This window comes from Klebsiella sp. P1CD1 (assembly GCF_003790505.1).
GTDB classification, from domain to species: Bacteria; Pseudomonadota; Gammaproteobacteria; order Enterobacterales; family Enterobacteriaceae; genus Klebsiella; species Klebsiella variicola.
The window spans coordinates 4,503,142-4,526,370 of record NZ_CP033631.1; the positions used below are offsets into that span (position 1 = coordinate 4,503,142).

At 59.3% G+C, this 23,229-nt stretch carries 22 protein-coding genes; 7 read left to right on the plus strand and 15 right to left on the minus strand.

The window, feature by feature from the left end:
- Positions 1–30: 30 nt before the first annotated feature.
- The 3 genes from DTA24_RS22370 to DTA24_RS22380 all read right to left on the minus strand — a co-directional run bounded on the left by DTA24_RS22370 (position 31) and on the right by DTA24_RS22380 (position 3,296).
- Positions 31–1,899, minus strand: coding sequence for an amidohydrolase (locus tag DTA24_RS22370; RefSeq protein WP_012968842.1), 1,869 nt, complete (start codon positions 1,897–1,899; stop codon positions 31–33).
- Positions 1,900–1,923: 24 nt separating this feature from the next.
- Positions 1,924–2,469: an antibiotic biosynthesis monooxygenase gene (locus DTA24_RS22375; RefSeq protein ID WP_008805362.1), complete on the minus strand. Its 546-nt coding sequence runs from the start codon at positions 2,467–2,469 to the stop codon at positions 1,924–1,926.
- A gap of 185 nt (positions 2,470–2,654) precedes the next feature.
- Positions 2,655–3,296 carry a hydrolase gene (locus tag DTA24_RS22380; RefSeq protein ID WP_046881808.1) on the minus strand — a complete coding sequence of 214 codons (642 nt, stop codon included), beginning with the start codon at positions 3,294–3,296 and terminating at the stop codon, positions 2,655–2,657.
- A 268-nt stretch (positions 3,297–3,564) separates the two neighbouring features.
- Between DTA24_RS22380 and DTA24_RS22385 the strand changes: the two genes are divergently transcribed.
- Complete coding sequence (locus DTA24_RS22385; protein WP_038422170.1) at positions 3,565–4,467, plus strand: LysR substrate-binding domain-containing protein; 903 nt, start codon at positions 3,565–3,567, stop codon at positions 4,465–4,467.
- On the opposite strand, the gene malZ is transcribed toward DTA24_RS22385, so the two are convergent.
- The 3 genes from malZ to brnQ all read right to left on the minus strand — a co-directional run bounded on the left by malZ (position 4,464) and on the right by brnQ (position 9,211).
- Positions 4,464–6,281: a maltodextrin glucosidase gene (gene malZ / locus DTA24_RS22390; RefSeq protein ID WP_008805359.1), complete on the minus strand. Its 1,818-nt coding sequence runs from the start codon at positions 6,279–6,281 to the stop codon at positions 4,464–4,466. The two genes, DTA24_RS22385 and malZ, sit on opposite strands and share 4 nt — an antisense overlap.
- A gap of 150 nt (positions 6,282–6,431) precedes the next feature.
- Positions 6,432–7,805 (minus strand): proline-specific permease ProY, encoded by a 1,374-nt coding sequence (gene proY / locus DTA24_RS22395; protein WP_082227512.1) that lies wholly within the window; start codon positions 7,803–7,805, stop codon positions 6,432–6,434.
- Between the two features lie 86 nt (positions 7,806–7,891).
- Positions 7,892–9,211, minus strand: a complete 1,320-nt coding sequence (brnQ, locus tag DTA24_RS22400) for a branched-chain amino acid transporter carrier protein BrnQ (RefSeq protein ID WP_012542710.1) — start codon at positions 9,209–9,211, stop codon at positions 7,892–7,894.
- On the opposite strand from brnQ, the gene DTA24_RS28445 reads away from it, so the two are divergent.
- The gene (locus DTA24_RS28445; RefSeq protein WP_153242733.1) at positions 9,203–9,544 is read left to right on the plus strand and encodes a hypothetical protein; all 342 of its coding nucleotides are present in this window, start codon (positions 9,203–9,205) and stop codon (positions 9,542–9,544) included. The genes brnQ and DTA24_RS28445 overlap by 9 nt on opposite strands.
- Positions 9,545–9,624: 80 nt before the next feature.
- Here DTA24_RS28445 and phoR read toward each other — a convergent pair whose 3' ends face one another.
- A complete protein-coding gene (gene phoR / locus DTA24_RS22405; RefSeq protein ID WP_012968845.1) occupies positions 9,625–10,920 on the minus strand; it encodes a phosphate regulon sensor histidine kinase PhoR in 1,296 nt (431 codons plus the stop codon).
- A 21-nt stretch (positions 10,921–10,941) separates the two neighbouring features.
- Positions 10,942–11,631, minus strand: a complete 690-nt coding sequence (gene phoB, locus DTA24_RS22410) for a phosphate response regulator transcription factor PhoB (protein WP_002890343.1) — start codon at positions 11,629–11,631, stop codon at positions 10,942–10,944.
- Between the two features lie 182 nt (positions 11,632–11,813).
- On the opposite strand from phoB, the gene sbcD reads away from it, so the two are divergent.
- Positions 11,814–13,019, plus strand: a complete 1,206-nt coding sequence (gene sbcD, locus DTA24_RS22415) for an exonuclease subunit SbcD (RefSeq protein ID WP_012542712.1) — start codon at positions 11,814–11,816, stop codon at positions 13,017–13,019.
- Positions 13,016–16,153 carry an exonuclease subunit SbcC gene (sbcC, locus tag DTA24_RS22420; protein ID WP_072125442.1) on the plus strand — a complete coding sequence of 1,046 codons (3,138 nt, stop codon included), beginning with the start codon at positions 13,016–13,018 and terminating at the stop codon, positions 16,151–16,153. Before sbcD ends, sbcC begins: the two co-directional genes overlap by 4 nt.
- A gap of 206 nt (positions 16,154–16,359) precedes the next feature.
- On the opposite strand, the gene mak is transcribed toward sbcC, so the two are convergent.
- Positions 16,360–17,274 carry a fructokinase gene (gene mak, locus DTA24_RS22425; RefSeq protein WP_012542714.1) on the minus strand — a complete coding sequence of 305 codons (915 nt, stop codon included), beginning with the start codon at positions 17,272–17,274 and terminating at the stop codon, positions 16,360–16,362.
- Positions 17,275–17,365: 91 nt separating this feature from the next.
- Here mak and rdgC point away from each other — a divergent pair, with 91 nt between their 5' ends.
- A complete protein-coding gene (gene rdgC, locus DTA24_RS22430; RefSeq protein ID WP_002890285.1) occupies positions 17,366–18,277 on the plus strand; it encodes a recombination-associated protein RdgC in 912 nt (303 codons plus the stop codon).
- Positions 18,278–18,348: 71 nt separating this feature from the next.
- On the opposite strand, the gene ppnP is transcribed toward rdgC, so the two are convergent.
- The 4 genes from ppnP to aroL all read right to left on the minus strand — a co-directional run bounded on the left by ppnP (position 18,349) and on the right by aroL (position 20,437).
- Complete coding sequence (ppnP, locus tag DTA24_RS22435) at positions 18,349–18,633, minus strand: pyrimidine/purine nucleoside phosphorylase (protein ID WP_002890284.1); 285 nt, start codon at positions 18,631–18,633, stop codon at positions 18,349–18,351.
- A gap of 77 nt (positions 18,634–18,710) precedes the next feature.
- Positions 18,711–19,391 carry an AroM family protein gene (locus DTA24_RS22440; protein WP_123837069.1) on the minus strand — a complete coding sequence of 227 codons (681 nt, stop codon included), beginning with the start codon at positions 19,389–19,391 and terminating at the stop codon, positions 18,711–18,713.
- A 249-nt stretch (positions 19,392–19,640) separates the two neighbouring features.
- A complete protein-coding gene (locus DTA24_RS22445) occupies positions 19,641–19,832 on the minus strand; it encodes a YaiA family protein (RefSeq protein ID WP_008805350.1) in 192 nt (63 codons plus the stop codon).
- Positions 19,833–19,903: 71 nt separating this feature from the next.
- Positions 19,904–20,437 (minus strand): shikimate kinase AroL, encoded by a 534-nt coding sequence (gene aroL, locus DTA24_RS22450; RefSeq protein ID WP_008805349.1) that lies wholly within the window; start codon positions 20,435–20,437, stop codon positions 19,904–19,906.
- Between the two features lie 327 nt (positions 20,438–20,764).
- Between aroL and DTA24_RS22455 the strand changes: the two genes are divergently transcribed.
- The gene (locus tag DTA24_RS22455) at positions 20,765–21,460 is read left to right on the plus strand and encodes a DUF2076 domain-containing protein (RefSeq protein ID WP_008805348.1); all 696 of its coding nucleotides are present in this window, start codon (positions 20,765–20,767) and stop codon (positions 21,458–21,460) included.
- On the opposite strand, the gene DTA24_RS22460 is transcribed toward DTA24_RS22455, so the two are convergent.
- Positions 21,457–21,915 carry a YaiI/YqxD family protein gene (locus DTA24_RS22460; RefSeq protein WP_008805347.1) on the minus strand — a complete coding sequence of 153 codons (459 nt, stop codon included), beginning with the start codon at positions 21,913–21,915 and terminating at the stop codon, positions 21,457–21,459. The two genes, DTA24_RS22455 and DTA24_RS22460, sit on opposite strands and share 4 nt — an antisense overlap.
- Before the next feature lie 115 nt (positions 21,916–22,030).
- Between DTA24_RS22460 and proC the strand changes: the two genes are divergently transcribed.
- Positions 22,031–22,840 carry a pyrroline-5-carboxylate reductase gene (gene proC, locus DTA24_RS22465; RefSeq protein WP_008805346.1) on the plus strand — a complete coding sequence of 270 codons (810 nt, stop codon included), beginning with the start codon at positions 22,031–22,033 and terminating at the stop codon, positions 22,838–22,840.
- A 71-nt stretch (positions 22,841–22,911) separates the two neighbouring features.
- Here the strand turns inward: proC and DTA24_RS22470 are convergent, their stop codons facing one another.
- A complete protein-coding gene (locus tag DTA24_RS22470; RefSeq protein ID WP_008805345.1) occupies positions 22,912–23,229 on the minus strand; it encodes a PsiF family protein in 318 nt (105 codons plus the stop codon).

Here is a 23,229-nt window from a genome sequence, read left to right on the forward strand (position 1 = left end):
CGAAGCTGCCGGGGCGGAGGCGTCAAGGTATCAGAAGGCAAAGCAGGAGCAGCCCAGCACGCCCCAGAAAGCTTGCTCATCGGAGACCGGAATCGACGACTTGCGCGCAATATCATGTTGGTGGCCGTGAACGCCGCAGCTGCCGCAGCACTGGTGCATCTGGACCATGGCGCCGATTTTAGCCGCCGCCGGCGGAGCGGAACGGTAATGGCCCGGGACCTTCACCACCGGTGACCACTCCGGTAGCACCGGAATGGGCGGCGGCGCCAGCGGCGAAAAGTGACCGGCAGCGTACACCACTTTGCCATCAACCACCGTTAACACGGACTCAATGCCTTTGATCTCCTCTTCCGCGACGCTGAAGTAGTCTTTCGACAGCACCACCAGATCGGCAAGCTGACCGGCGGCCAGACGGCCTTTCTTGCCCTGCTCGCTGGAGAACCAGGCGCTGCCCGCCGTCCACAGCTCCAGCGCGACATCGCGCGGCAGGCGGTTGTCGTCGTCATACATCGCCATCCCGCCAACGGTGCGCCCGGAGACCAGCCAGTACAGCGCAGTCCACGGGTTATAGCTGGCGACGCGGGTGGCATCGGTGCCCAGCCCCACCGGCACGTCCAGTTCCAGCATTTTCGCTACCGGCGGGGTATGTTTTACCGCCTCTTTACCGTAGCGATCGACAAAATATTCGCCCTGGAAGGCCATCCGGTGCTGCACCGCAATACCGCCCCCCAGCGCCTTCACCCGCTCAATGTTACGCTCGGTAATGGTCTCGGCATGATCGAAGAACCAGTGCAGACCATTAAACGGGATATCGCGGTTCACCTTCTCAAACACGTCCAGCATCCGGCTGATGGACTCGTCGTAGGTGGCATGCAGGCGGAACGGCCAGCGATGTTCCACCAGATGGCGCACTACCCGCTCCAGCTCATCCTCCATGCCTTGCGGCAGATCCGGCCGCGGCTGCAGGAAATCCTCAAAATCCGCCGCCGAGAACACCAGCATCTCGCCGGCGCCGTTGGCGCGATAGAAGTCGGTCCCCTGCCCCGGCTTCAGCATATCGGTCCAGCGTTCGAAATCCTCCAGCTCCTGCTTCGGCCGCTGGGTAAACAGGTTGTAGGCGATGCGCACGGTCATCTGATCTTTCGCGTGCAGCTGTTCGATAATTTCGTAATCTTCCGGATAGTTCTGGAAGCCGCCCCCGGCGTCGATGGCGCTGGTCAGCCCCAGTCGGTTCAGCTCGCGCATAAACTGACGGGTAGAGTTCACCTGCAGATCCAGCGGCAGCTTCGGCCCTTTGGCCAGCGTGGCGTAAAGGATCATGGCGTTCGGTTTGGCGATCAGCATCCCGGTCGGGTTGCCGCGGCTATCGCGGACGATCTCTCCGCCCACCGGATCCGGCGTCTCTTTGGTATACCCCACGGCTTTCAGCGCCGCGCGGTTCAGCAGCGCGCGATCGTAGAGATGCAGCACAAACACCGGCGTATCGGGCGCCGCGTCGTTCAGCTCTTCCAGGGTCGGCATCCGCCGCTCAGCGAACTGAAATTCGCTCCAGCCGCCGACCACCCGCACCCACTGCGGAGACGGTGTGCGATCCGCCTGATCCTTAAGCATTCGCAGGGCATCGGCCAGCGAGGGAACGCCCTCCCAGCGGAGCTCAAGGTTGTAGTTCAACCCGCCGCGGATCAGGTGCAGGTGAGAATCGTTGAGGCCCGGGATCACCGTATGCCCTTTGAGATCGACGATTTGCGTCCCCTCGGCGGCAAAGCTCATGATCCGATCGTGGCTTCCGGTAGCAACAATTTTTCCGTCGGCGATGGCCACGGCTTCCGCCAGGGGATTCGCGCGATCGAGGGTATGAATCTGACCGTGGGTCAGAATCAGTGTGGCAGTTTGCGACATAACGCACTCCTTGAGGAGGCTGACTCAGTTTTTCTTTAACCAGCCAGCAAACAGGCGGGTCACGATGGGCATCCAGAACCAGACCACCAGCGCAACCACGCAGGCATCATTGATCAGGTGCAGCAGCAGGCTCCCTTTGAGCGACGGCAACAGCATACCGGTGACCGCAGGCACCAGGTTGGTGCTGGGAAAAATCACCAGCAGGGTGATCAGAAACTGTTTCCAGCGCCGCGGCTGGCGCACGTTCGCCGTCGGCGGGGTAAACCAGAAGGCCGGCTCGGTCCGCACCTCCGTCCGATCGCCTTCCGTCAGCAGCGGCGCAATCTCTGCCACCAGCTGCCGACGGGTTTCCGACTGCGTCCAGGCGTAGAGGTGCTCCAGGGTATCGAAGCGGATTATGACGCTCCACAGATTCTGCCCTGCGGCGGGCCGGATCACATTCGCGCCGAGATGGCCGGGAAACTCGGCCGCAATGGGCATAATTTTACCGAGCCACTCCTCGTAGCGCTGGCCGTGTTGCGGATCGAGCAGATGGCTGATGACCAGGGTCACCGATTTTTGCTGCGCCATAGAGAGTTCCTTGCTTCAGGGGAATGGCGGGATTGTTCCCGCCATTAGCCACAGATGACCATACACAACATCATTCATGCTACGTCGAGGCGGCAAGCCGGCACGTCCCCCTGAGCGGAGATAAGTCAGCGACCGGGGACGGGTAAACGCAGCCGAAGATCAGGCAGCCTGAAGGATGAAGTGATTTACGCTTTACGCTCCGGCGCGCCATGCACCATGGTATAAGCGTAATCCACGCCCATCCCGTAGGCGCCGCTGTGTTCGCGTACGAGGTCCATCACCGCATCGTAGGTCTCTTTGCGCGACCAGTCGCGCTGGTACTCCAGCAGCACCTGTTGCCAGGTCACCGGTACCGCCCCCGCCTGCACCATCCGGTCAATAGACCGCTCATGGGCGTCGACAGAGGTGCCGCCGGAGGTATCCGTCACCACATAGACCTCGTAGCCCGCCTCCAGCGCCATCAACGCCGGGAAGGTCAGGCAGACTTCGGTCCACAGGGCGGAAATCACCAGCTTTTTACGGCCGGTCGCTTTCACCGCCGCCACAAACGCGTCGTCTTCCCAGGAGTTCATCGAGGTACGTTCAATCGGCTTGACGTCAGGATGCACGGCCAATAATTCCGGCCAGATATAACCGCTGAAGCTTTTGGTCTCTACGGAGGTATAAATCACCGGCACATTAAAAATTTTGCCCGCTTTCGCCAGCGCCACGGTGTTATTTTTCAGGGTCTGGCGATCGATATTCGCCACGCCAAATGACATCTGCGGCTGGTGGTCAATAAAGATAAGTGCGGAATTAGTGGGATCGAGCAGTTCACGAATAGACATTAAATACCTTCTTAATCAATGAGTTAAAAAGATGACATGATGATTAATGCGTCGTGTGGATCCTGACTGATAAAGCATGGTGAGTATAGCCAGTTATTTCTAACAAGTTATTAAAGTTTTTTTGTGGTTTATTTTTTTGCCCGTAGCAAGGATTTGCTCGCATCCGCATTAATCAAATTTTTACGCCAAACTGTTCTGATTTATTCACTGGCATTGATTATTGTGCTTAGGTACAACAAGGGAAAATAAATTAATGGATAGCTCCCCCATGCGTGTGAATTTTGATGTACTCATGATCCTTGATGCCCTGGACAGACACGGGTCCTTCGCCACCGCCGCGGAGTCGCTGTATAAAACCCCCGCCGCCCTGAGCTATATGATCCAGAAGCTGGAGAGCGATCTGGATATTGTGCTGTTGGATCGCTCTGGCCACCGGGCGAAGTTTACCGATACCGGTAGGCTGATGCTGGAGAAGGGACGGCAGCTGTTGAGCGCCGCCAGAGATCTGGAAAAGCAGGCGCAGCAGCTGAGCGCGGGCTGGGAGCGAGAGCTGGCGATCGCTCTCGATGCTTCGTTTCCCTTTTCTGCCCTGCTACCGCTGATCGCCGAATTTTATGCGCAAAACCCGCAGACGCGGCTGAACTTCAGTCATCACACCCTCGCCGGTTCGTGGGAAGAGCTGACCCACCATGGCGCGGATATTATCCTCGGCGCCATCAATGAGCCCCCGACCTCTGCAGAGTGGTCATGGCAAACCCTCGGCGCACTGGATAATATTTTCGTGGTTGCCCCCGCCCACCCGCTGGCTCAGGCGAAGGAGCCACTGACCAATAAACAGCTCAGCCAACATCGGGCCATCGTGATCCGCGACAGCGCCCGTTATTGCCATCCGCTAAACAGCAATCTCCTCGACGAGCAGCCGCAAATTGGCGTCGATGATTTCGCCAGTAAAGTCGAACTGCTGTGCGCCGGGTTGGGCTGCGGCTTTCTGCCGCGCCATATCGCTCGCCCGTGGCTGGAAAACGGCAGTCTGGTGGAGAAAAGCGTCGCCTGCTGGCGGGAAAAAGATATCACCTACATGGCCTGGCGCAGCGGGAATGACGGGCTGGCTCAGCGCTGGTGGCGGGAGGCGCTCCTCCGCGGCGACCTGCTGAGCCAGCTCTACCGTTAACGGCCGGACCAGACGCTGGCGGAGATGGCCGGAAGGGTCAGCACCCCGTCCTGAAAGGCGCCGGCGCCTTCCAGCAGCGTCCACCCGGCCACGTTCAGCAGCGGCGAATCCTCGATAACCACCTCGCAGGCTTCCCCGCGGTTAATCGCCACCAGCACGCGCTGCTGTTTGTAGACCCGGACAAACACCACCACGTTATCCTCGGCGTAAATCACCTGACAGCCGCCGTAGCGCAGCGCCTGCTGGGCCTTACGCAGTTTCGCCATCCGCTGATACAGCGCCAGCAACTGGGTATCCTGCAGCGCCGGATCCCACGGGAACGGTTTGCGGCAGAACGGATCGTTGTTGCCATCCACGCCCACCTCGTCGCCGTAGTAGATGCACGGTACACCCGGCCAGCTAAACAGCCACACCACCGCCAGCGGCAGGCGCGCTACGTCTTTACCAAGGAGCGATTTAAAGCGCGCCGTATCATGGCTGTCGAGCTGGTTGAACATCCGCAGCTGCTGCTGATGCGACAGCCCGGCGCGATAATTATCCATCCACGCCATGCAGGTCTGGGCGTCTATCTTCTGCGGATCGTAAGAGATATCGGTATTGGCGAGGAATCCCCAGATCGGGAAGGTAAAGCCGCGATAGTTCATCGCCGCATCTTCGGCATCCGCCTGCAGCCATTGTCGCGCATCGCCAAAATGTTCGCCAAAGACAAAGGCTTCCGGCTGCGTTTGTTTTGCCGCCTGAGTGATGCCGGCGATATGCTGCAGGTTATTCCGCGCCCCGCCGCCTTCGCCCAGCATATGCACCACATCCAGACGCCAGCCGTCCATGCTCCACGGCGCTTTCAGCCAGTGGCGTACGATACTGTCCTCGCCGGCATAGATCTCGTTGACCAGGCTGGTCGAGCGATAGTCGAGCTTCGGCAGACTGGCATAGCCCAGCCAGTTGTGCGCCTGCCCCTCCTCTGAGAAGGTAAACCAGTCGCGCCACGGAGAATCCGGGTAATGGCCGGCGCCGCCGCTGCCCTGCTGGTGTCGGTCGAACCAGGGATGGGAATCGCCGGTATGGTTGAACACCCCGTCGAGGATCATGCGCATCCCCGCCCGCTGGGTGTTGTGGCGCAGCCGGAGCAGCGCCGCGTCGCCGCCAAACTGCGGATCGACGCGCCGATAATCCTCGGTATCGTATTTATGCACGCTGGGGGCGGCGAAAACCGGGTTCAGATAGAGGGCGGTGACGCCGAGTTGCTTCAGGTAGGGAAGTTTTTCGCTGATGCCGTCGAGATCGCCGCCGTAGAACGTCGACCCGCCCGCCTCACCGGTTAGCGGTTCGTCCCATGCCTTGCGCACAATCTCCCGTCCCGCCGCGTGATGGTAATAGACCGCATCCTGGTCGGCGTCACGCGCGGCGCTGCGGGCAAAGCGATCGGGGAAAATCTGATAGAACACCTGATCGGCCACCCACTGCGGGCCGGCGTCCGGCAGGTCAATGGCAAACTGTTCCAGCCTGGCCGGCGGGAAACGGGTGAAACCTTGTGGCGTAAACCAGCGCTGATGGTCGGCCCACAGCAGCTTAAAGCTGTAGCGGCGGCGCGGCTGGCCGCTGGCGAGAGAGATTTCACCGCGCCATGCCACCACGCCTGGCTGCGGCGCCTGACGGAGCCGCTGCATCGGCAGCGACAGCTCTTCGTTATCCTCTTCCGCGCGCAGCGTGATCCGCTGCGGCAGCGACTCACCGCTTAACCACAGGGTAATAAACAGTCGGTCCTGTTGCACCTTGATAAAGGGTGCAACCGGAAGGTGCCATGCCTTCAACATCGTGAATCCTCATTGTGCAGAATGGGCACACCTTGCCATAGCCGTCAGGCGCAGAACTCATCATCACAGGATTTTTTGGGGGAGGATAACGGGGGAGGACGCGGGACTGCAAGCCGCCCCGGTCGCGTGATGCTGACCGGGGCGGTGCATTTACTGTGCCTGCGCCAGGTGGCGATCGCGACGGGTCTTAAAGACCCAGCCCAGCAGCAGCAGGCCGATCCACGCCATACCGACATACAGCGAGATACGGGTATCCGGATGATAGCCGATCAGGGCGATAATAAACGCCAGGAACACCAGGCCGACTACCGTGGTCACCACTCCGCCGGGCACTTTGAATTTCAGCGCCTTGACCTCTTCGGGCGACAGACGGCGGCGGAAGGCAATCTGTGACAACAGGATCATAATCCACACCCACACCGTGGCGAAGGTGGCCAGGGAGGCGATCACCAGGAAGACGTTTTCCGGCATGATGTAATTGAGATACACCGCAAACAACAGCGCAATAGTCATCACCATCACCGTCACCCACGGAATACCGCGGCGCGACGTTTTAGCGAACACCTTCGGCGCGCTGCCCTGCTCAGCCATACCGTGCAGCATACGACCTACGCCGAACACGTCGGAGTTAATCGCCGACAGGGAGGCTGTCAGGACCACGAAGTTAAGAATACTGGCCGCGAAGGTAATGCCCAGATGCTGGAAGGTCAGGACAAAGGGGCTGCCGTCGGTTCCCACCTGATTCCACGGATAGATGGACATAATGACGAACAGTGTGCCGACGTAGAACACCAGAATACGCATCGGCACCGAGTTGATCGCGCGCGGAATGGATTTCTCCGGGTCTTTCGCCTCACCGGCGGTAATACCGATGATTTCGATGCCGCCGTAGGCGAACATCACCATCTGCAGCGACATCACCATCCCTAGCCAGCCGTTGCTGAAGAAGCCACCGTTGCTCCACAGGTTATGAATGCCGGTCGGCTGGCCGCCGTTGCCGATCCCCCAGATAATAATGCCGAACCCGGCGAGGATCATGATGATAATGGTGGCCACTTTGAAGAACGAGAACCAGAACTCCAGCTCACCAAACACCTTGACGCTCATCAGGTTGACGGCGCAGATGATCAGTACCACGCTGAGCACCCAGATCCAGTGCGGCACCGTCGGGAACCAGACGCCCATGTAGATACCGAAGGCGGTGACGTCGGCGATGGCGACGATCAGGATTTCGAAGCAGTAGGTCCAGCCGGTGATATAGCCCGCCAGTCCGCCGAGGTTTTCCTGGGCATAGCGGGAAAATGAGCTGGCGGCAGGGTTATGCACCGACATCTCACCGAGCGCCCGCATAATGATATATGCCGCGACGCCACCGATAATGTAGGCCAACAGCACGCTGGGTCCGGCCATCTTAATGGCGTCGGCTGAGCCGTAAAAAAGCCCGGTGCCGATGGCGGAACCCAGGGCCATAAAGCGGATATGCCGGGTGCTTAGCCCGCGCTTAAGCTTGTTACTACTTTCCATCGTGGTTTTTCAATGCCGTTTAACACAAAAAATAAAAAACCACGGAACCCGAAGTCCCGTGGTTAAACGCTTTTCCTTAACGCCTGTTAATGGGCGCTGGAGGCCACCTGACGTCCGGCTGCACGATCCCAGATCACCGCGAGGAACACCATCACGGCGGTGGGCATCAGCCAGGCCAGGCCCTGCTCCGCCAGCGGCAGACGCGCGGTCCAGGCCGGCAGAATCGCGGCAAACGCCGATGACTTAATCCCGTCAATGATACCAAACATCAGGCTGATAAACATGGCCGGCGCGATAACGCGGGACGAATTATGCCACCAACTGCGGGTAAAGCTTAATACAACCAGTGCGATACACGGCGGATAGATAGCGGTCAGCACCGGAATTGACACCTGAATCAGATGGCTCAGACCCAGATTGGAGACCGCCATCGAGAACAGGCCAAGGATAAAGACCAGCGTGCGATAGGAGAACGGCAGATACTGGGCAAAGAACTCGGCGCAGGCGCAGGTCAGGCCCACCGCCGTCACCAGACAAGCGATGAAGATCAGCGCCGCCAGCAGGAAGCTGCCCGCCCCGCCGAAGGTGTGCTGCACGTAGGAGTGCAGAATGGCCGCGCCGTTGGCGGACTGGTCCACGAGAGTGGCGCTGTCAGAACCCAGACGGAACAACGCCAGGTACAGCAGCGTCAGGCCAACGCCTGCCATCAGGCCAGCCCAGACGGTGTAGCGGGTCAACAGACGCGCTTCGCTGACGCCGCGGGAGCGTGCCGCATTGACAATCACGATCCCGAACACCATCGCGCCGAGGGTATCCATGGTCAGGTAGCCGTTGACGAAGCCATTGGAGAATGGCGCCGTACGATACGCTTCCAGCGCGTCGCTGATCGGGCCCGCTGGCCAGATGATGGCCGCGACCGCCAGCACAATCAGGGCGATAATTTTCAGCGGCGCAAGGAAGTTGCCCACGGTGTCCAGCAGTTTGCCCGGATAGAGGGAGACCAGAATCACCAGCGCGAAATAGATAACGCTGTAGATCAGCAGCGGCAGCGGGCCGTCGCCGGTCAGCGGCGCAATACCGACCTCAAAGGAGACGGTCGCGGTGCGCGGGGTCGCGAACAGCGGTCCCACCGCGAGATAACACACCACCGCCAGCAGGATACCCGCCACTTTACCAATCGGGGTGCTCAGGCTTTCAACGCCGCCGCCGACTTTCGCCAGCGCCACCACCGTCAGCACCGGCAGACCCACCGCAGTGATCAGGAAGCCGATCGCCGCTGTCCAGACGTGCTCGCCCGCCTGTAAGCCAACCATCGGAGGGAAAATTATGTTGCCTGCGCCAACAAACAACGCGAAGGTCATAAAGCCCAACGCTATGATGTCGCGAGATTTTAACTGATGGGTCATAAATTCATTACTGCCTGTGGATGTGGTGTTGTAAAAAATGGAAAAATACCGCGCTCCCCTCTCAGGGACGATACAGCGGCCATTGCCGGTAAACTCAGCGAGATATGCTCCCGAAGCGGCGTGGGAAAGAATTGTTTTTGGTATTACCACGCAAAAGCAGTCTGTCATCGACTGCGCAGGCGCAATTTAAACGCTTATAACGTTTTAAAGCAAGGCACGATCGCAAAAGCAGATGATTATGCTGGTTATCAGTTTCACACCAGAATCATTTACCATATTGATGGAAAACCCGTGGCTTATCATGCGAACAAAAAAGCAGCACGCGTTCATTAAATAGGCGAGGAAAAAAGGGATGCCAACGAAAATGACCAGCCGGGGCTGGTCATTGGCAAGATAAGCTGACAGCACGCCGATCAGGCGTCGTTTCTGGCAATTAATCGTTCCGGGAGCAAGAAGCTAAAACGGGTTCCCTTGCCCACCGTGCTGTCGATCTCCAGCCGGCTGTCATGATGGTTGACCGCGTGTTTGACGATCGCCAGTCCCAGACCGCTGCCCCCCGTTTGCCGGGAGCGAGCTTTATCCACCCGATAAAAACGCTCGGTCAAACGGGGAATATGCTCTGGCGCAATGCCTGGCCCATTATCCTCGACGCTGAACAGCGCCCCCTGCGGGGTCCGCTGCCAGCTGACGCGAATTTCGGTCCCCGGCGGGGTGTGGTTCACCGCGTTATAGACCAGATTGGAAATGGCGCTGCGCAGTTGCTCCTCATTACCCAACACCTTGAGCTGCTCGTCAACGGTGAAGATCAGCGTCTGTTTCTCCTGGCTGAGAGTTTGCGCCTCGCGCTCCACCACCCGCAGCATCATCGGCACGTCGATGCGGTCATTCATCGCCAGCGCCGGCGCGGCTTCAATGCGCGACAGCGTCAGCAACTGCTTCACCAGCCCTTCCATACGCTGAGTTTGCTCTCGCATGGTGTGCAGGGCTTTTTCCCGCGTCGCCCCCTCCAGTACCTGCTCCTGCATCATCTCCAGATAGCCCTGCAGCACCGTCAGCGGGGTGCGCAGTTCATGGCTGACGTTGGCGAAAAAGTTCCGCCGCGCCCCTTCCAGCTGATGCATCTGCGTCACGTCGCGCGCCACCATCAGCCACTGCTTATCGGTGTAAGGCATCACGCGAATTTCCAGATGGCGAGCGTTATTCAGCACCAGGTTGAGTGGCTTAGAAAAATCACGCTGTTTCAGATAGTTGGCGAACTCGGGATAACGCAGGAGGTTGAGAATATTTTGGCCACTGTCGTCCGGCCAGCGCAGGTTTAAAATCTGCTGCGCCAGGCCATTACACCAGAAAATGGCCCCCTCTTCCGTGGTCAGTACAACCGCATCCGGCAGCGATTCCGCCCCGCTGCGAAAGCGTTTAATCAGGCTTCCCAGCTCGCGTCGACGCTTTTTATTACGCATCTGCATCTGATGCAGACCATACAGCAGCGGCTCCCAGCTGCCGCGTCCAGGCGGAGGAGTCATGCTCCGATCCACCCACAACCACCACGACAGGCGCATCAAATTCCAGAAATGCCAGATCAGCAAACCGGTCACTGCCGCCAGTAAAAACCACGGCAGATGACCCACAAACGCCCCCAGAATCAGGGCCGGAATACACGCTAAAAAGAGCTCCAGCGCCAGCCTTTTCCATGACAGCCGTTCCAGCACGGGTCACACTCCTGTCAAAATTCAGAAACGGGCGGAGAAACGATACCCCGTGCCGCGAACCGTTTGCACCATGCGATCATGGCCACTGTGTTCCAGCGCTTTGCGCAGGCGGCGAATATGGACGTCCACCGTGCGGTCTTCCACATAGACGTTGGTTCCCCAGACGTGGTTCAGCAACTGCTCGCGGCTGTACACTCGCTCAGGATGGGTCATAAAGAAGTGCAATAATTTAAATTCCGTCGGCCCCATGTCCAGCGGACTGTCGCCGGTCATCACCCGATGCGACGAAGGGTCGAGGCTCAGACCCTGCATTTCGATCACCTCTTCCACCGCCATCGGCGAAATACGGCGCATCACCGCTTTGATCCGCGCCACCAGCTCTTTCGGTGAGAAAGGCTTGGTAATATAGTCGTCCGCGCCGGTCTCCAGGCCGCGAACACGATCCTCTTCTTCTCCACGCGCGGTCAGCATCACAACCGGGATATCCCGCGTCATCGCCTCGCGCTTGAGCAACTTAATAAACTGCAGCCCCGAACCACCCGGCAGCATCCAGTCAAGGAGAATCAAATCAGGCCAGGGTTCATTGAGTTGATTCACCGCGCTGTCATAATCTTCCGCCTCGACGGGCTGAAAGCCATTTTGCTCCAGAACAAAGCAGACCATTTCGCGGATTGGAGCTTCATCTTCAACGACCAGAATTCTTCTCGCCATTATTTACCCTGTGTTTTTTAGCCATCAGTATAGAAGTGCGGCGTCATTATGCGTCACTTTTGTGACAGATTTATGAAAAAAATGACGGTCTGATGATCGGGTAATTTGAAGCATGACGCGGACTTACCCCGCGCCGACAAATGATATACTGCCGCCCATGCTTTTTTCGCTAGGGAAGATTTATGCGCCTCCTTCACACCTCCGACTGGCATTTGGGCCAGAATTTTTACAGCAAAAGCCGCGCGGCAGAACACGACGCTTTTCTTACCTGGCTGCTGGCCCGCGCGCAGGAGCATGAAGTCGACGCCATTATCGTGGCTGGCGATATTTTTGATACCGGCTCGCCGCCGAGCTATGCCCGCGAGCTGTATAACCGTTTTGTCGTCCAGTTGCAGCAGACCGGCTGTCGCCTGGTGGTGCTGGCGGGCAATCACGATTCAGTGGCGATGCTCAATGAGTCCCGCGATATTCTCGCCTTTTTGCACACCACCGTGGTGGCGAACGCCGGCTACGCGCCCATTGAGCTGCCGTTGCGCGACGGCACCCCTGGCGCCATCTTTTGCCCGGTGCCGTTTTTACGCCCTCGCGAGCTGGTTACCAGTCAGGCCGGCCACTCCGGTCGGGAAAAACAGCAACAGCTACTGCACGCCATCAGCGACTATTATCAGGAGCAGTATCAGCAGGCCTGCGCGCTGCGCGGCGATCGGCCGCTGCCCATCATTGCCAGCGGCCACCTGACCACCGTCGGCGCCAGCAAAAGCGATGCCGTCCGCGACATTTACATCGGCACGCTGGATGCCTTTCCGGCGCAACACTTCCCGCCTGCCGACTACATTGCGCTGGGCCATATTCATCGGGCGCAGGTGGTCGGTGGCTGCGAGCACATCCGCTACAGCGGCTCGCCGCTGCCGCTGAGCTTCGATGAAACCGGCAAAGCCAAATCGGTGCACCTGGTGAGTTTTAACGACGGGCGCCTCAGCGCCGTGGAAACCCTGGAGGTGCCCGTGACCCAGCCGCTGGCAGTGATCAAAGGCGATCTGGCCGCCATCACCGCCCAGCTGGAGCAGTGGCGCGGCGTCGAGCAGGACCCGCCGGTGTGGCTGGATATCGAAATTACCACCGAGGACTACCTGCACGATATTCAGCGTCATATTCAGGCGCTGACGGAGGATCTGCCGGTGGAAGTGTTGCTGGTACGACGCAGCCGCGAGCAGCGCGAGAAAATATTGCTCAACGCCCAGCGGGAGACCCTTAGCGAACTGAAGGTGGAAGAGGTGTTCGAGCGCCGGCTGGCGCTGACCGAGATTGACGATGACAAGCGCGCCCGGCTGCACGAGCTGTTCACCCATACGCTGCATACGCTCACCGCGGAGGACGAAAACGCATGAAAATCCTCAGTCTGCGTCTGAAAAACCTCAACTCCCTGAAGGGTGAATGGAAGATAGACTTTACCGCCGAGCCGTTCGTCAGCAACGGCCTGTTCGCCATTACCGGCGCCACCGGCGCCGGCAAAACCACCCTGCTCGATGCCATTTGCCTGGCGCTTTATCACGAGACGCCGCGCCTGAATAAAGTTTCCCAGTCGCAAAATGACCTGATGACCCGCGATACCGCCGAATGTCTGGCGGAAGTCGAGTTTGAAGTCAAAGGCACCGCCTACCGCGCTTTCTGGAGCCAGAACCGGGCACGCAACCAACCGGATGGCAATCTGCAGGCGCCCCGCGTCGAGCTGGCACGCTGCGCCGACGGCAAAATCCTCGCCGATAAGGTCTCGGACAAACTGGAGCAAACCGCGACGCTCACCGGGCTCGACTATGGCCGTTTCACCCGCTCGATGCTGCTTTCCCAGGGACAATTTGCCGCCTTCCTGAACGCGAAGCCGAGCGATCGCGCGGAGCTGCTGGAGGAGCTGACCGGCACGGAAATCTACGGCCAGATTTCGGCCATGGTCTACGAACAGCACAAAGCTGCTCGCCACGCGCTGGAGAAGTTCGAAGCCCAGGCGGCGGGCATCGTTCTGCTGACGGAAGCGCAGCAGCAGGCGCTGCAGGAAAGTTTGCAGGTACTCACTGACGAAGAAAAAACCCTGCTAACGCAGCAGCAAAACCAGCAACAGCAGCTTCAGTGGCTGACGCGCTGCGACGAGCTGGCGCAGCAGCACCAGCAGGCGGTTAGCCGGCAGCAGCAGGCCCGCCAGGCGCTGACCGACGCCGCCCCGGCGCTGGCGAAGCTTGAGCTGGCCCAGCCGGCCGCCCAACTGCGCCCCCTGTGGGAGCGTCAGCAGGAACAGGTGGCAGGTCTGGCGCAAACCCGGCAACGGATCAACGAAGTAAATGCTCGCTTACTTGCCTGCACCGCGCAGCGCGCGCGCATCCGCCGCAGCGCCCTGCACGCTCAGCAGCAGCGTCAGGCTGAACTGACGGACCTGGCGCAGTGGCTGGCGGCCCATGACCGATTCCGCTTATGGGGACAGGAGATTGCCGGCTGGCGGGCGCAATTCTCGCAACTGACGCGCGATAAACAGCAGCTAACGGCTCAGACCACCCGCCTGGCCGCGCTGCGCCAGAAACTCAGCGCTCTGCCGGCCAGCTCCCTGTCATTGTCCGCAGAGGAAGTCGCGGCGGCGATGGCGCAGCAAACGCAATCGCGGCCGCTGCGCCAGCGGCTGCTCTCCCTGCATGAACAGCATCAGCAGTTGCACAAACGCCTGCGGCAGAGCGCCGAGAACATCCAGCAGGCGCAAACGGAGCAGGCAAAACTCAATGCCACCCTGACGCAACGTCGGGAGCAATATAAAGACAAAAACCAGCACTATCTCGACCTGAAGGCGCTCTGCCAGCGGGAAGAAACGATTAAAGATCTGGAAGGTTACCGCGCCCGGCTTGAGGCGGGGAAGCCCTGCCCGCTGTGCGGATCCTGTGAACATCCGGCGATTGAGCAATACGCCTCCCTAACGGTCACGGATAATCAGCGCCGCCGCGACGCGCTGGAAAAAGAGGTCGCCGCGCTGAAAGAAGAAGGTCTGCTGGTCCTCGGGCAGGTCAACGCCCTGACGCAGCAGCTCCAGCGTGAGACCGAAGCGGCCCGGCGGCTCACAGAGGAAGAGCAAGCGCTCACTAAAGCGTGGCAGGAAACCTGCGCCGCTCTGCAGGTCACGCGGGATATTGCGCAAGAGATAAACGACTGGATGCAGGAGCAGGAGCGCTACGAGCAGCAGCTCTATCAGCTCAGCCAGCGTCTGATGTTACAGAGCCAGCTCAACGACCAGCAAGCGCTGGAGCGCCAGGCTCACCAGCAGCTGGAGACCACGCGCCAGGGGCTGGAGAACGCCCTGCAGACGCTGTCGCTCAGCCTGCCGGAAGAAGGCGCAGAAGCCGCCTGGCTGCACGCTCGCGAAAGCGAATTTGCCCGGTGGCAGGCGCAACAGACGCGGCATGGCGTGCTCCAGGAGCAGATCGCCGCCCTGAAACCGCTGCTCGATACGCTGCCGCCCGGCGATGAGGATGACGCGGAGGCTGAGCCGGTGATCCCGGACAACTGGCGCGAAATCCACGAGGAATGCCTGTCGCTGCACAGCCAGCTTGTCGCCCAGCAGCAACTGGAGACCGAAGAAACGGCGCGCGTACATCAGTCACAGACGCAATTCACGACTGCCCTGGCCGCCAGCCGCTTCAACGATCGGGAGGCGTTCCTCGCCGCACTGCTGGATGACGAGACCGCCCAGCGGCTGACGCAGTTAAAACAGTCGCTTGAGCAGCAGCTTCAGCAGGCGACGGTGCTCTGCGAGCAGGCGACTCAGCAGCAACAGGCGCATCTGGCGCTGCGGCCGCAAGGATCAGACGCGGACGGCCCCACCCTGCAAACGCAGCTGCACGCCCTGGCCCAGCGGCTGCGGGACAACACGACCCGTCAGGGTGAGATCCGCCAGCAGCTCAGGCAGGACAATGAAAGCCGTCAGCAGCAGCAGGCGCTGGGACAGCAGATTGCAGAGGCGACGCGGCTGGCGGACGACTGGGGCTATCTGAATTCGCTGATCGGCTCCAGCACCGGCGACCGGTTCCGCAAATTCGCCCAGGGGCTGACCCTCGATAATCTGGTCTGGCTGGCAAACCAGCAGCTCAACCGGCTGCATGGCCGCTATCTGCTGCAACGCAAGGCCAGCGAGGCGCTGGAGCTGGAGGTTGTCGATACCTGGCAGGCCGACGCCGTGCGCGACACCCGCACCCTCTCCGGCGGCGAAAGTTTTCTCGTCAGCCTGGCGCTGGCCCTGGCGCTGTCAGACCTGGTGAGCCATAAAACACGGATTGACTCCCTGTTTCTCGATGAAGGGTTCGGCACCCTCGACAGCGAAACGCTGGATACGGCGCTGGACGCCCTGGATGCCCTTAACGCCAGCGGCAAAATTATCGGGGTGATCAGCCACGTGGAGGCAATGAAGGAACGTATTCCGGTGCAGATCAAAGTGAAGAAGATAAATGGCCTGGGCTACAGTCGGCTGGACAGAGTGTTTGCGGTGGAGTGAGGTCTGAATTATGGCGATGTCCCCTCACCCTAACCCTTTCCCGGAGGGAGAGGGAACCGTCCGGCGCCGGTCTGTAATTTCGCACGCTATTGCGATTCCCCTCTCCCTGCAGGGTGAGGGGTTCCCGGCCACTGCCTCTACCACCCGCACCGTACCGCTTTTCTCCCTCTCCCTGCAGGGAGAGGGCCGGGGTGAGGGGGAGCGGTTCAGGTCCCCTGGAGCGGCCACAGCCAGGCCGCGCCGCGTACTCCGCTGGAGTCACCGTGCAACGCTTTGCGGATCGGCGTTTCACACTCGCCGCCGAAGACCCACTGCTTCACCAGGTCCGGTACCGTTTGATACAGACGCTCGACGTTGCTCATCCCGCCGCCCAGCACGATAACGTCCGGGTCGAGGATATTCACCACGTGGGCCAGCGATTTCGCCAGCCGCTGTTCATAGCGGCTCAGCGCCAGTTCGGCCTTTTCGTCACCTTCGCCCACCAGACGCATAATCTCGCTGCCGGTTAACCCCTTGCCGCTCAGCCGCTGGTAGTCGGTGGCAAAGCCGGTGCCGGAGATAAAGGTTTCGATACATCCCTGTTTACCGCAGTAGCAGGGCACTTCGGCGCGATAGCGCAGCTCATCGTCGTTCATCCACGGCAGCGGGTTATGCCCCCACTCGCCGGCGTTACCGTTGCCGCCGATATGCGCCCGCCCGTTGAGCGCCACCCCGGCGCCGCAGCCAGTGCCGATAATCACCGCAAACACCGTTTGCGCCCCCGCCGCCGCGCCGTCCACCGCCTCCGACACCGCCAGACAGTTGGCGTCGTTGGCCAGCCGGACTTCACGCTCAAGGCGCAGGCTGAGATCCTTATCAAAGGGCTGGCCGTTGAGCCAGGTCGAGTTGGCGTTTTTCACCACCCCGGTATAGGGCGAAATTGCGCCAGGAATGCCCATCCCCACGGTACCCTGCTGCCCGGTCGCCTGCTCGGCCATCGCCACCAGGGTGGCGATAGTCTCGATGGTTTGCCGGTAGTCCTCACGCGGCGTGGGTAACCGGTGGCGAAACAGCTGCTCTCCCTGGTCGCTCAGGGCTATCACTTCGGTTTTTGTTCCACCTAAATCAATACCAATACGCACGCTCAGCTCCTCACCCCGATTAACAATGCAAGCATAGCGACAATTCGCTATCATGCCCGCCTGATTTAACGACAAAGCCGTGGAAATTATCATGCTGTGGTTCAAAAATTTAATGGTTTACCGTCTCAGCCGCGATATCGAATTGCGCGCCGAGGAGATGGAAAAACAGCTGGCCGAGCTGACATTTACCCCGTGTGGCAGCCAGGATATGGCGAAAACCGGTTGGGTGTCGCCGATGGGATCGCACAGCGACGCGCTGACGCATACGGCAAACGGCCAGATCATTATCTGCGCGCGTAAAGAAGAAAAGATCCTGCCGTCGCCGGTGATCAAGCAGGCGCTGGAGGCGAAGATCCAGAAGCTGGAAGCCGATCAGGGCCGCAAGCTGAAGAAGACCGAGAAAGATTCCCTGAAAGATGAAGTGTTGCACTCGCTGCTGCCGCGCGCCTTCAGCCGCTTCAGCCAGACGATGATGTGGATCGATACCGTTAACGGCCTGATCATGGTCGACTGCGCCAGCGCGAAGAAAGCGGAAGACACGCTGGCCCTGCTGCGTAAAACCCTCGGTTCGCTGCCGGTGGTGCCGCTGACCCTGGAGAATCCGATTGAGCTGACGCTGACCGAGTGGGTCCGCTCCGGCACCGTGGCGCAGGGCTTCCAGCTGCTGGATGAAGCCGAGCTGAAAGCGATGCTGGAAGATGGCGGCGTGATCCGCGCCAAGAAACAGGATCTGGTCAGCGACGAAATCGCCGTGCACATTGAGGCCGGGAAGGTCGTCACCAAGCTGGCGCTGGACTGGCAGCAGCGTATTCAGTTTGTGATCTGCGACGATGCGTCAATTAAGCGCCTCAAGTTCTGCGATGAATTACGTGACCAAAACGAAGATATCGATCGGGAGGATTTCGCCCAGCGCTTTGACGCCGACTTTATCTTAATGACCGGCGAGCTGGCTGCCCTGATCCAAAGCCTGGTAGAAGGGCTCGGCGGCGAAGCGCAGCGCTAAGCGCCGCTTTCCTTCCTGCCAGGCAGGAAGGAAAAAACAACCCGCCGGCAGGCGCCGGGTGTCACTCTGGCTTACAGATAGCGGCACAGATAAGAGGTTGGCTCAGCCACCTGCAGATGAAATTCGCTGTTGCCTGGCACATTGAAAACTTCGCCGGCGGCGTAAACTTTCCACTCAGTCTCACCCGGCAGCAGGACATTCAGCGCCCCGCTGACCACCGTCATCTCTTCCGGCTGCGCCGTACCAAAGGTGTATTCCCCTTCCGCCATCACGCCAACGCTGGCGCGACCGGTACTGCTGCTGGTGAAGCCAATGGATTTCACTTTTCCGTCAAAGTATTCATTGCTTTGAAGCATAAACAAGCCCTTCTGATCGTCGGTTAAAGGCTCAATATAGGGGGCGCTCCTTGCCCCTGTCACGTGAAATTAACACATTAGACCAATAGTTCTGCCGCCAGTCGGGAAACCAGCGCATTCGACAGCAAAACCGGGACGTCCAGGGCTTTTTGTAACACATCGCGGTGATGCTGATAGTAACCGAGACAGTCGAGGACCAGCACGTCGGCGCCCTGCTCCAGCAGCGTTTTGCCGGCGCTTAATAACTCACTGTCGCTGCCGGTAAAAGGGTTGGCCAGCGCGTAGTACGGCGACTTTTCCAGCGAGAGCCACTTTTGCCGCTGCATAGGCATGATCTCTTCCACCGGCACGATCACCCCCACCTGATGCCCATCGACGATCGACGCCACCAGCGGCGGGATGATCCGCTGCGGCTCAAGAAGGATCGCATGGTGGGTGGTAAAACCGCTTAACTGTTCGGAGCTAAGCAACAGGATCACATCATAGTTCTGCCGATCCAGCATCGCGATCACGCTGCGGATATCGCGTTCAATTTTCTGCCGCGATACCATCACCAGCTGGTTATCATTGAGCAAGGTCAGCAGGCCCTGCTCGCCGTCACCCACCGCGTACTCTTTGGTTACCTCAGCATGTGTCATATCGCCCAGCAAACTAATGTGGGTGATCTGTTCTTCCCTGATATGTTCGGTCAGGAGCGGCAACACTCCCGCCAGCGGCACAACGCCGATGGTCAAAATTGCCATCGTTGCACTACTCATATCATGTACCTTTTCACTACCACTGCTTCAAGACAGACTTACCACACACGGCATCCGCCCCCCTGGTGAGTAAAAATCAACCGTCGAGAAGCGTAGCAGTTCCGCGCCGCGGTTGAATGTAAAGATTGCCGGGCGACAGCGGCGTGCCTGAAAAATCCGTGTGTTAGATATTCATTAGTACGACTGATAAATAAAAAATGTGAGATACGCCCGATATTGCCAGTATGGCCGGCAATCCGGGCTCAGGGGTTACGACTTATCAGGATCTTCATAGCGCCGCTTGGCATCCACGGCTTCCTGCTCGGTAGGATGTTCGCTGATCAGCGAATTGGGTTCAGGATAATCCGCGCGGAGTTGATACCAGGTGACGGTCTGACCCTGCGGGCCTTTCTCTACCGCAACCACGCGCGCTTCTCTCGGATATGGGGGCCTGTTTGGCATAGTTCTTCCTTCTTCTGGTATCAGAACTATCAAGTATAGGCGCCCCTCGCCGCCTTAATGTAAGTAAATTCTTAACTTACCGGGGTTGCCGTCGCGCCGCACAGCATGGTCATAATCTGCTCCACCACCCGATCCGGGGAGGCCGTGGCATCGACAATATGATGGGCGGCATCACGGTATAAGGCTTCGCGCTGCGCCAACACCTCGCCCACTTCCTCACGTACCGGCTTACCGGTAAGCGTCGGCCGCTGTTCGGCTTTTGGGTAGGCCTCCAGACGATCAATGAGCGCCGACACCGAGGCCTGCAGATAGATCACCACGCCGTTTTCCCGCATAAACTGGCGATTACCTTCCGCCAGCACAATACCGCCGCCGGTGGCGATCACCGTATTCGGCAGAGTCACGGCCTTCAGCGACAGGGTCTCCAGTTCGCGAAAACGCGCCCACCCTTCTGCCTGCACGATCTCTGCCACCGTCCGCTGCTCATGGGCCTGCAGCCGATGATCGGTATCGGAGAACTGAAAATGCCGCGCTCGCGCCAGCGCATGACCGACGGTGGTTTTACCGCAGCCTCGTGGCCCGATGAGAAAGATTGGCTGTGTCATGACCGAAGACCCCCTGGTTCCGCCTGTCGTAAAATATGAAAACGAAAGAACGTATTATCGCTGTTTGTTCCGTAACGTGGTCGTAAACAAAACGTTACACAACTTCTTTACACCCCATCACCACAGTGACAAAAGGGGCTCTTGATGTAAACTTATCATTGCATTAAGTGTTTAACCAGCTTTACTTTCGGCTGGGCGTTATTTTTTATCCAACGCTGGCGTAAACGGTAACACATTTATGCATAGCTTTACGAAGCAACATATTTACAACATCGTGTTTCAGACGCACCCTGATGCCTATTCGACAGTGTGACAGAGGAATGTAACATGCAATCTGAAGAACAACGCCTTATTGATGGACTGTTTTCCCGGCTAAAAGAGGCTGAGGCGCACAGTGCATCGCGCGATACCAGCGCCGAGGAGCGGATTGCCCAACATGTGAGCGCGCAGCCGGCGGCCCCCTACTATATGGCGCAAACCATTCTTATCCAGGAAGCCGCGATTAAACAGCTTAACGATCGCATCCAGGCTCTGGAGAGCCAGGTCAGCCAGCTGCAGGCGGCGAAGCCCAGCAGCGGCGGATTCCTCTCCGGCCTGTTTGGCGGTGGCGGCTCGTCACGCGGCTCTGACCCCATCCCGGGCGCGGAGCAATACGGTCGCCCGCAAGCCAGCGCCCAGCCGCAGTATGCCTCGCCGCAACAGCAACCGAACTATGCCCCGCAGGCAGCGGCACGCGGCGGCGGCTTTATGGCGGGCGCGCTGCAAACGGCCGCAGGCGTAGCGGGCGGCGTGGTGCTGGGCAATATGCTGACCAACATGTTCAGCGGCTCGCACCCGCAGGAGATCGTTAATATCATCGAAGAGCAGCCGCAGCCTGATGCCGCCGCGCAGGACGCCACCGCGGGTGACGATCCGTTCCGCCAGGGAGACGATCAGTTCCTTGCCGACAACACCTGGAACGACGACTTCGACGCCGGCTTTGGCGACGATGATATTGGCAGCGACGACGATAGCTGGGTTTAACCCTGCTGACGCTTAACCGCCAGCAACCACTTCTCCAGCTCGGCGGCAAACTGTTGCCGGTCGCGCTGCGATAAACTATCCGGGCCGCCGGTCTGCACGCCGCTGGCCCGTAATGTCTCCATAAAATCCCGCATCGTCAGGCGCTCGCGGATCGTCGCCTCGCTGTAACGTTCCCCGCGCGGATTCAGCGCCGCCCCGCCCTTCGCCAGCACCTCTGCCGCCAGCGGGATGTCGGCGGTGATGACTAAATCTCCCGCCGCGCACTGGCGAACGATTTCGTTATCCGCCACGTCAAAACCTTGCTCAACCCGCAGAGTGCGGATGAAACGCGACGGCGGCACGCGCAGCGGCTGATTCGCCACCAGCGTCACCGGGGTCTGGGTACGCTCTGCCGCGCGGAACAAAATCTCTTTAATCACGTTCGGACACGCGTCCGCATCTACCCAAATAGCCATGCCAGCTCCTGTTACCTGCAATAAGTGACGCCAATGTTACCTGCTTTTCTCCCCCATGAAAGCGCAGGATGGTAAGCTAATCAGATCGTAACGAAAAAAGCAGAGGGGAATGGTGATGGATAAGAAAATTGGCTTTATCGGCTGCGGCAATATGGGTAAGGCCATTCTGGGTGGACTGATCGCCAGCGGCCAGGTACAGCCGGGACAAATCTGGGTCTACACCCCGTCGCCGGATAAGGTTGCGGCTCTGCGCGACCAGTATGGCATCAACGCCGCCGGGAGCGCTCAGGAAGTGGCGCAGATTGCCGATATCGTCTTCGGCGCGGTTAAGCCGGGGATCATGACCAAAGTGCTGGGCGACGTCGCCTCAAGCCTGAATAAAGAGTCGCTGGTGGTCTCCATCGCCGCCGGGGTCACGCTTGAGCAACTGGCGCGCGCCCTCGGTCACGATCGCAAAATTATTCGCGCGATGCCCAATACGCCGTCGCTGGTCAACGCCGGTATGACCTCCGTCACGCCTAACGCGCTGGTGAGCAGCGAAGATGTGGCCGAAGTGCTGACCATTTTCCGCTGCTTTGGCCAGGCGGAACAAATTGCCGAGCCGATGATCCATCCGGTGGTGGGCGTGAGCGGCTCCGCGCCGGCCTATGTCTTTATGTTTATCGAAGCGATGGCCGATGCCGCCGTCCTCGGCGGCATGCCGCGCGCCCAGGCCTATAAATTCGCCGCCCAGGCGGTAATGGGCTCCGCCAAAATGGTGCTGGAGAGCGGAGAGCATCCGGGGGCGCTGAAAGATATGGTCTGCTCGCCTGGCGGGACCACCATCGAAGCCGTCCGCGTGCTGGAAGAGAAAGGGTTCCGCTCCGCGGTGATCGAAGCCATCACCCAGTGTATGGAGAAATCAGAGAAACTGAGCCGCTCCTGAGCCTGAGAGGGTAGGCAGCAATGCCCTGAGTGTTCAAAGAAGAAGGGAGCGCGCAGGCGCTCCCTTTTTTTTCAGGCTTTCTTCAGGCAGGTACTCATGAAGGTACTGCGTTCATCACCCTTCAACGATTTTGCCGAGGCCGCTTTGTTGCAGTCGCTCATCTTCTGCTGCTGAGGGGTGAGCGCTTTTCCTTGCGACGTAGTGGTCTCTTTTTTCAGGCACTGGCTCATAAACGTTTTGCGCTCATCTCCTTTCAGCGCTTTGGCTGACGCTTGCTGATTGCAGTCCGTCATCTTTTGCTGCTGTGGAGTGGGCGTTTTTTCTGCCGCGCCAACCGCGCTGATAAAGATCAAGCCAAACAGTAGAGTCATTAGTAAGGTTATTTTCAT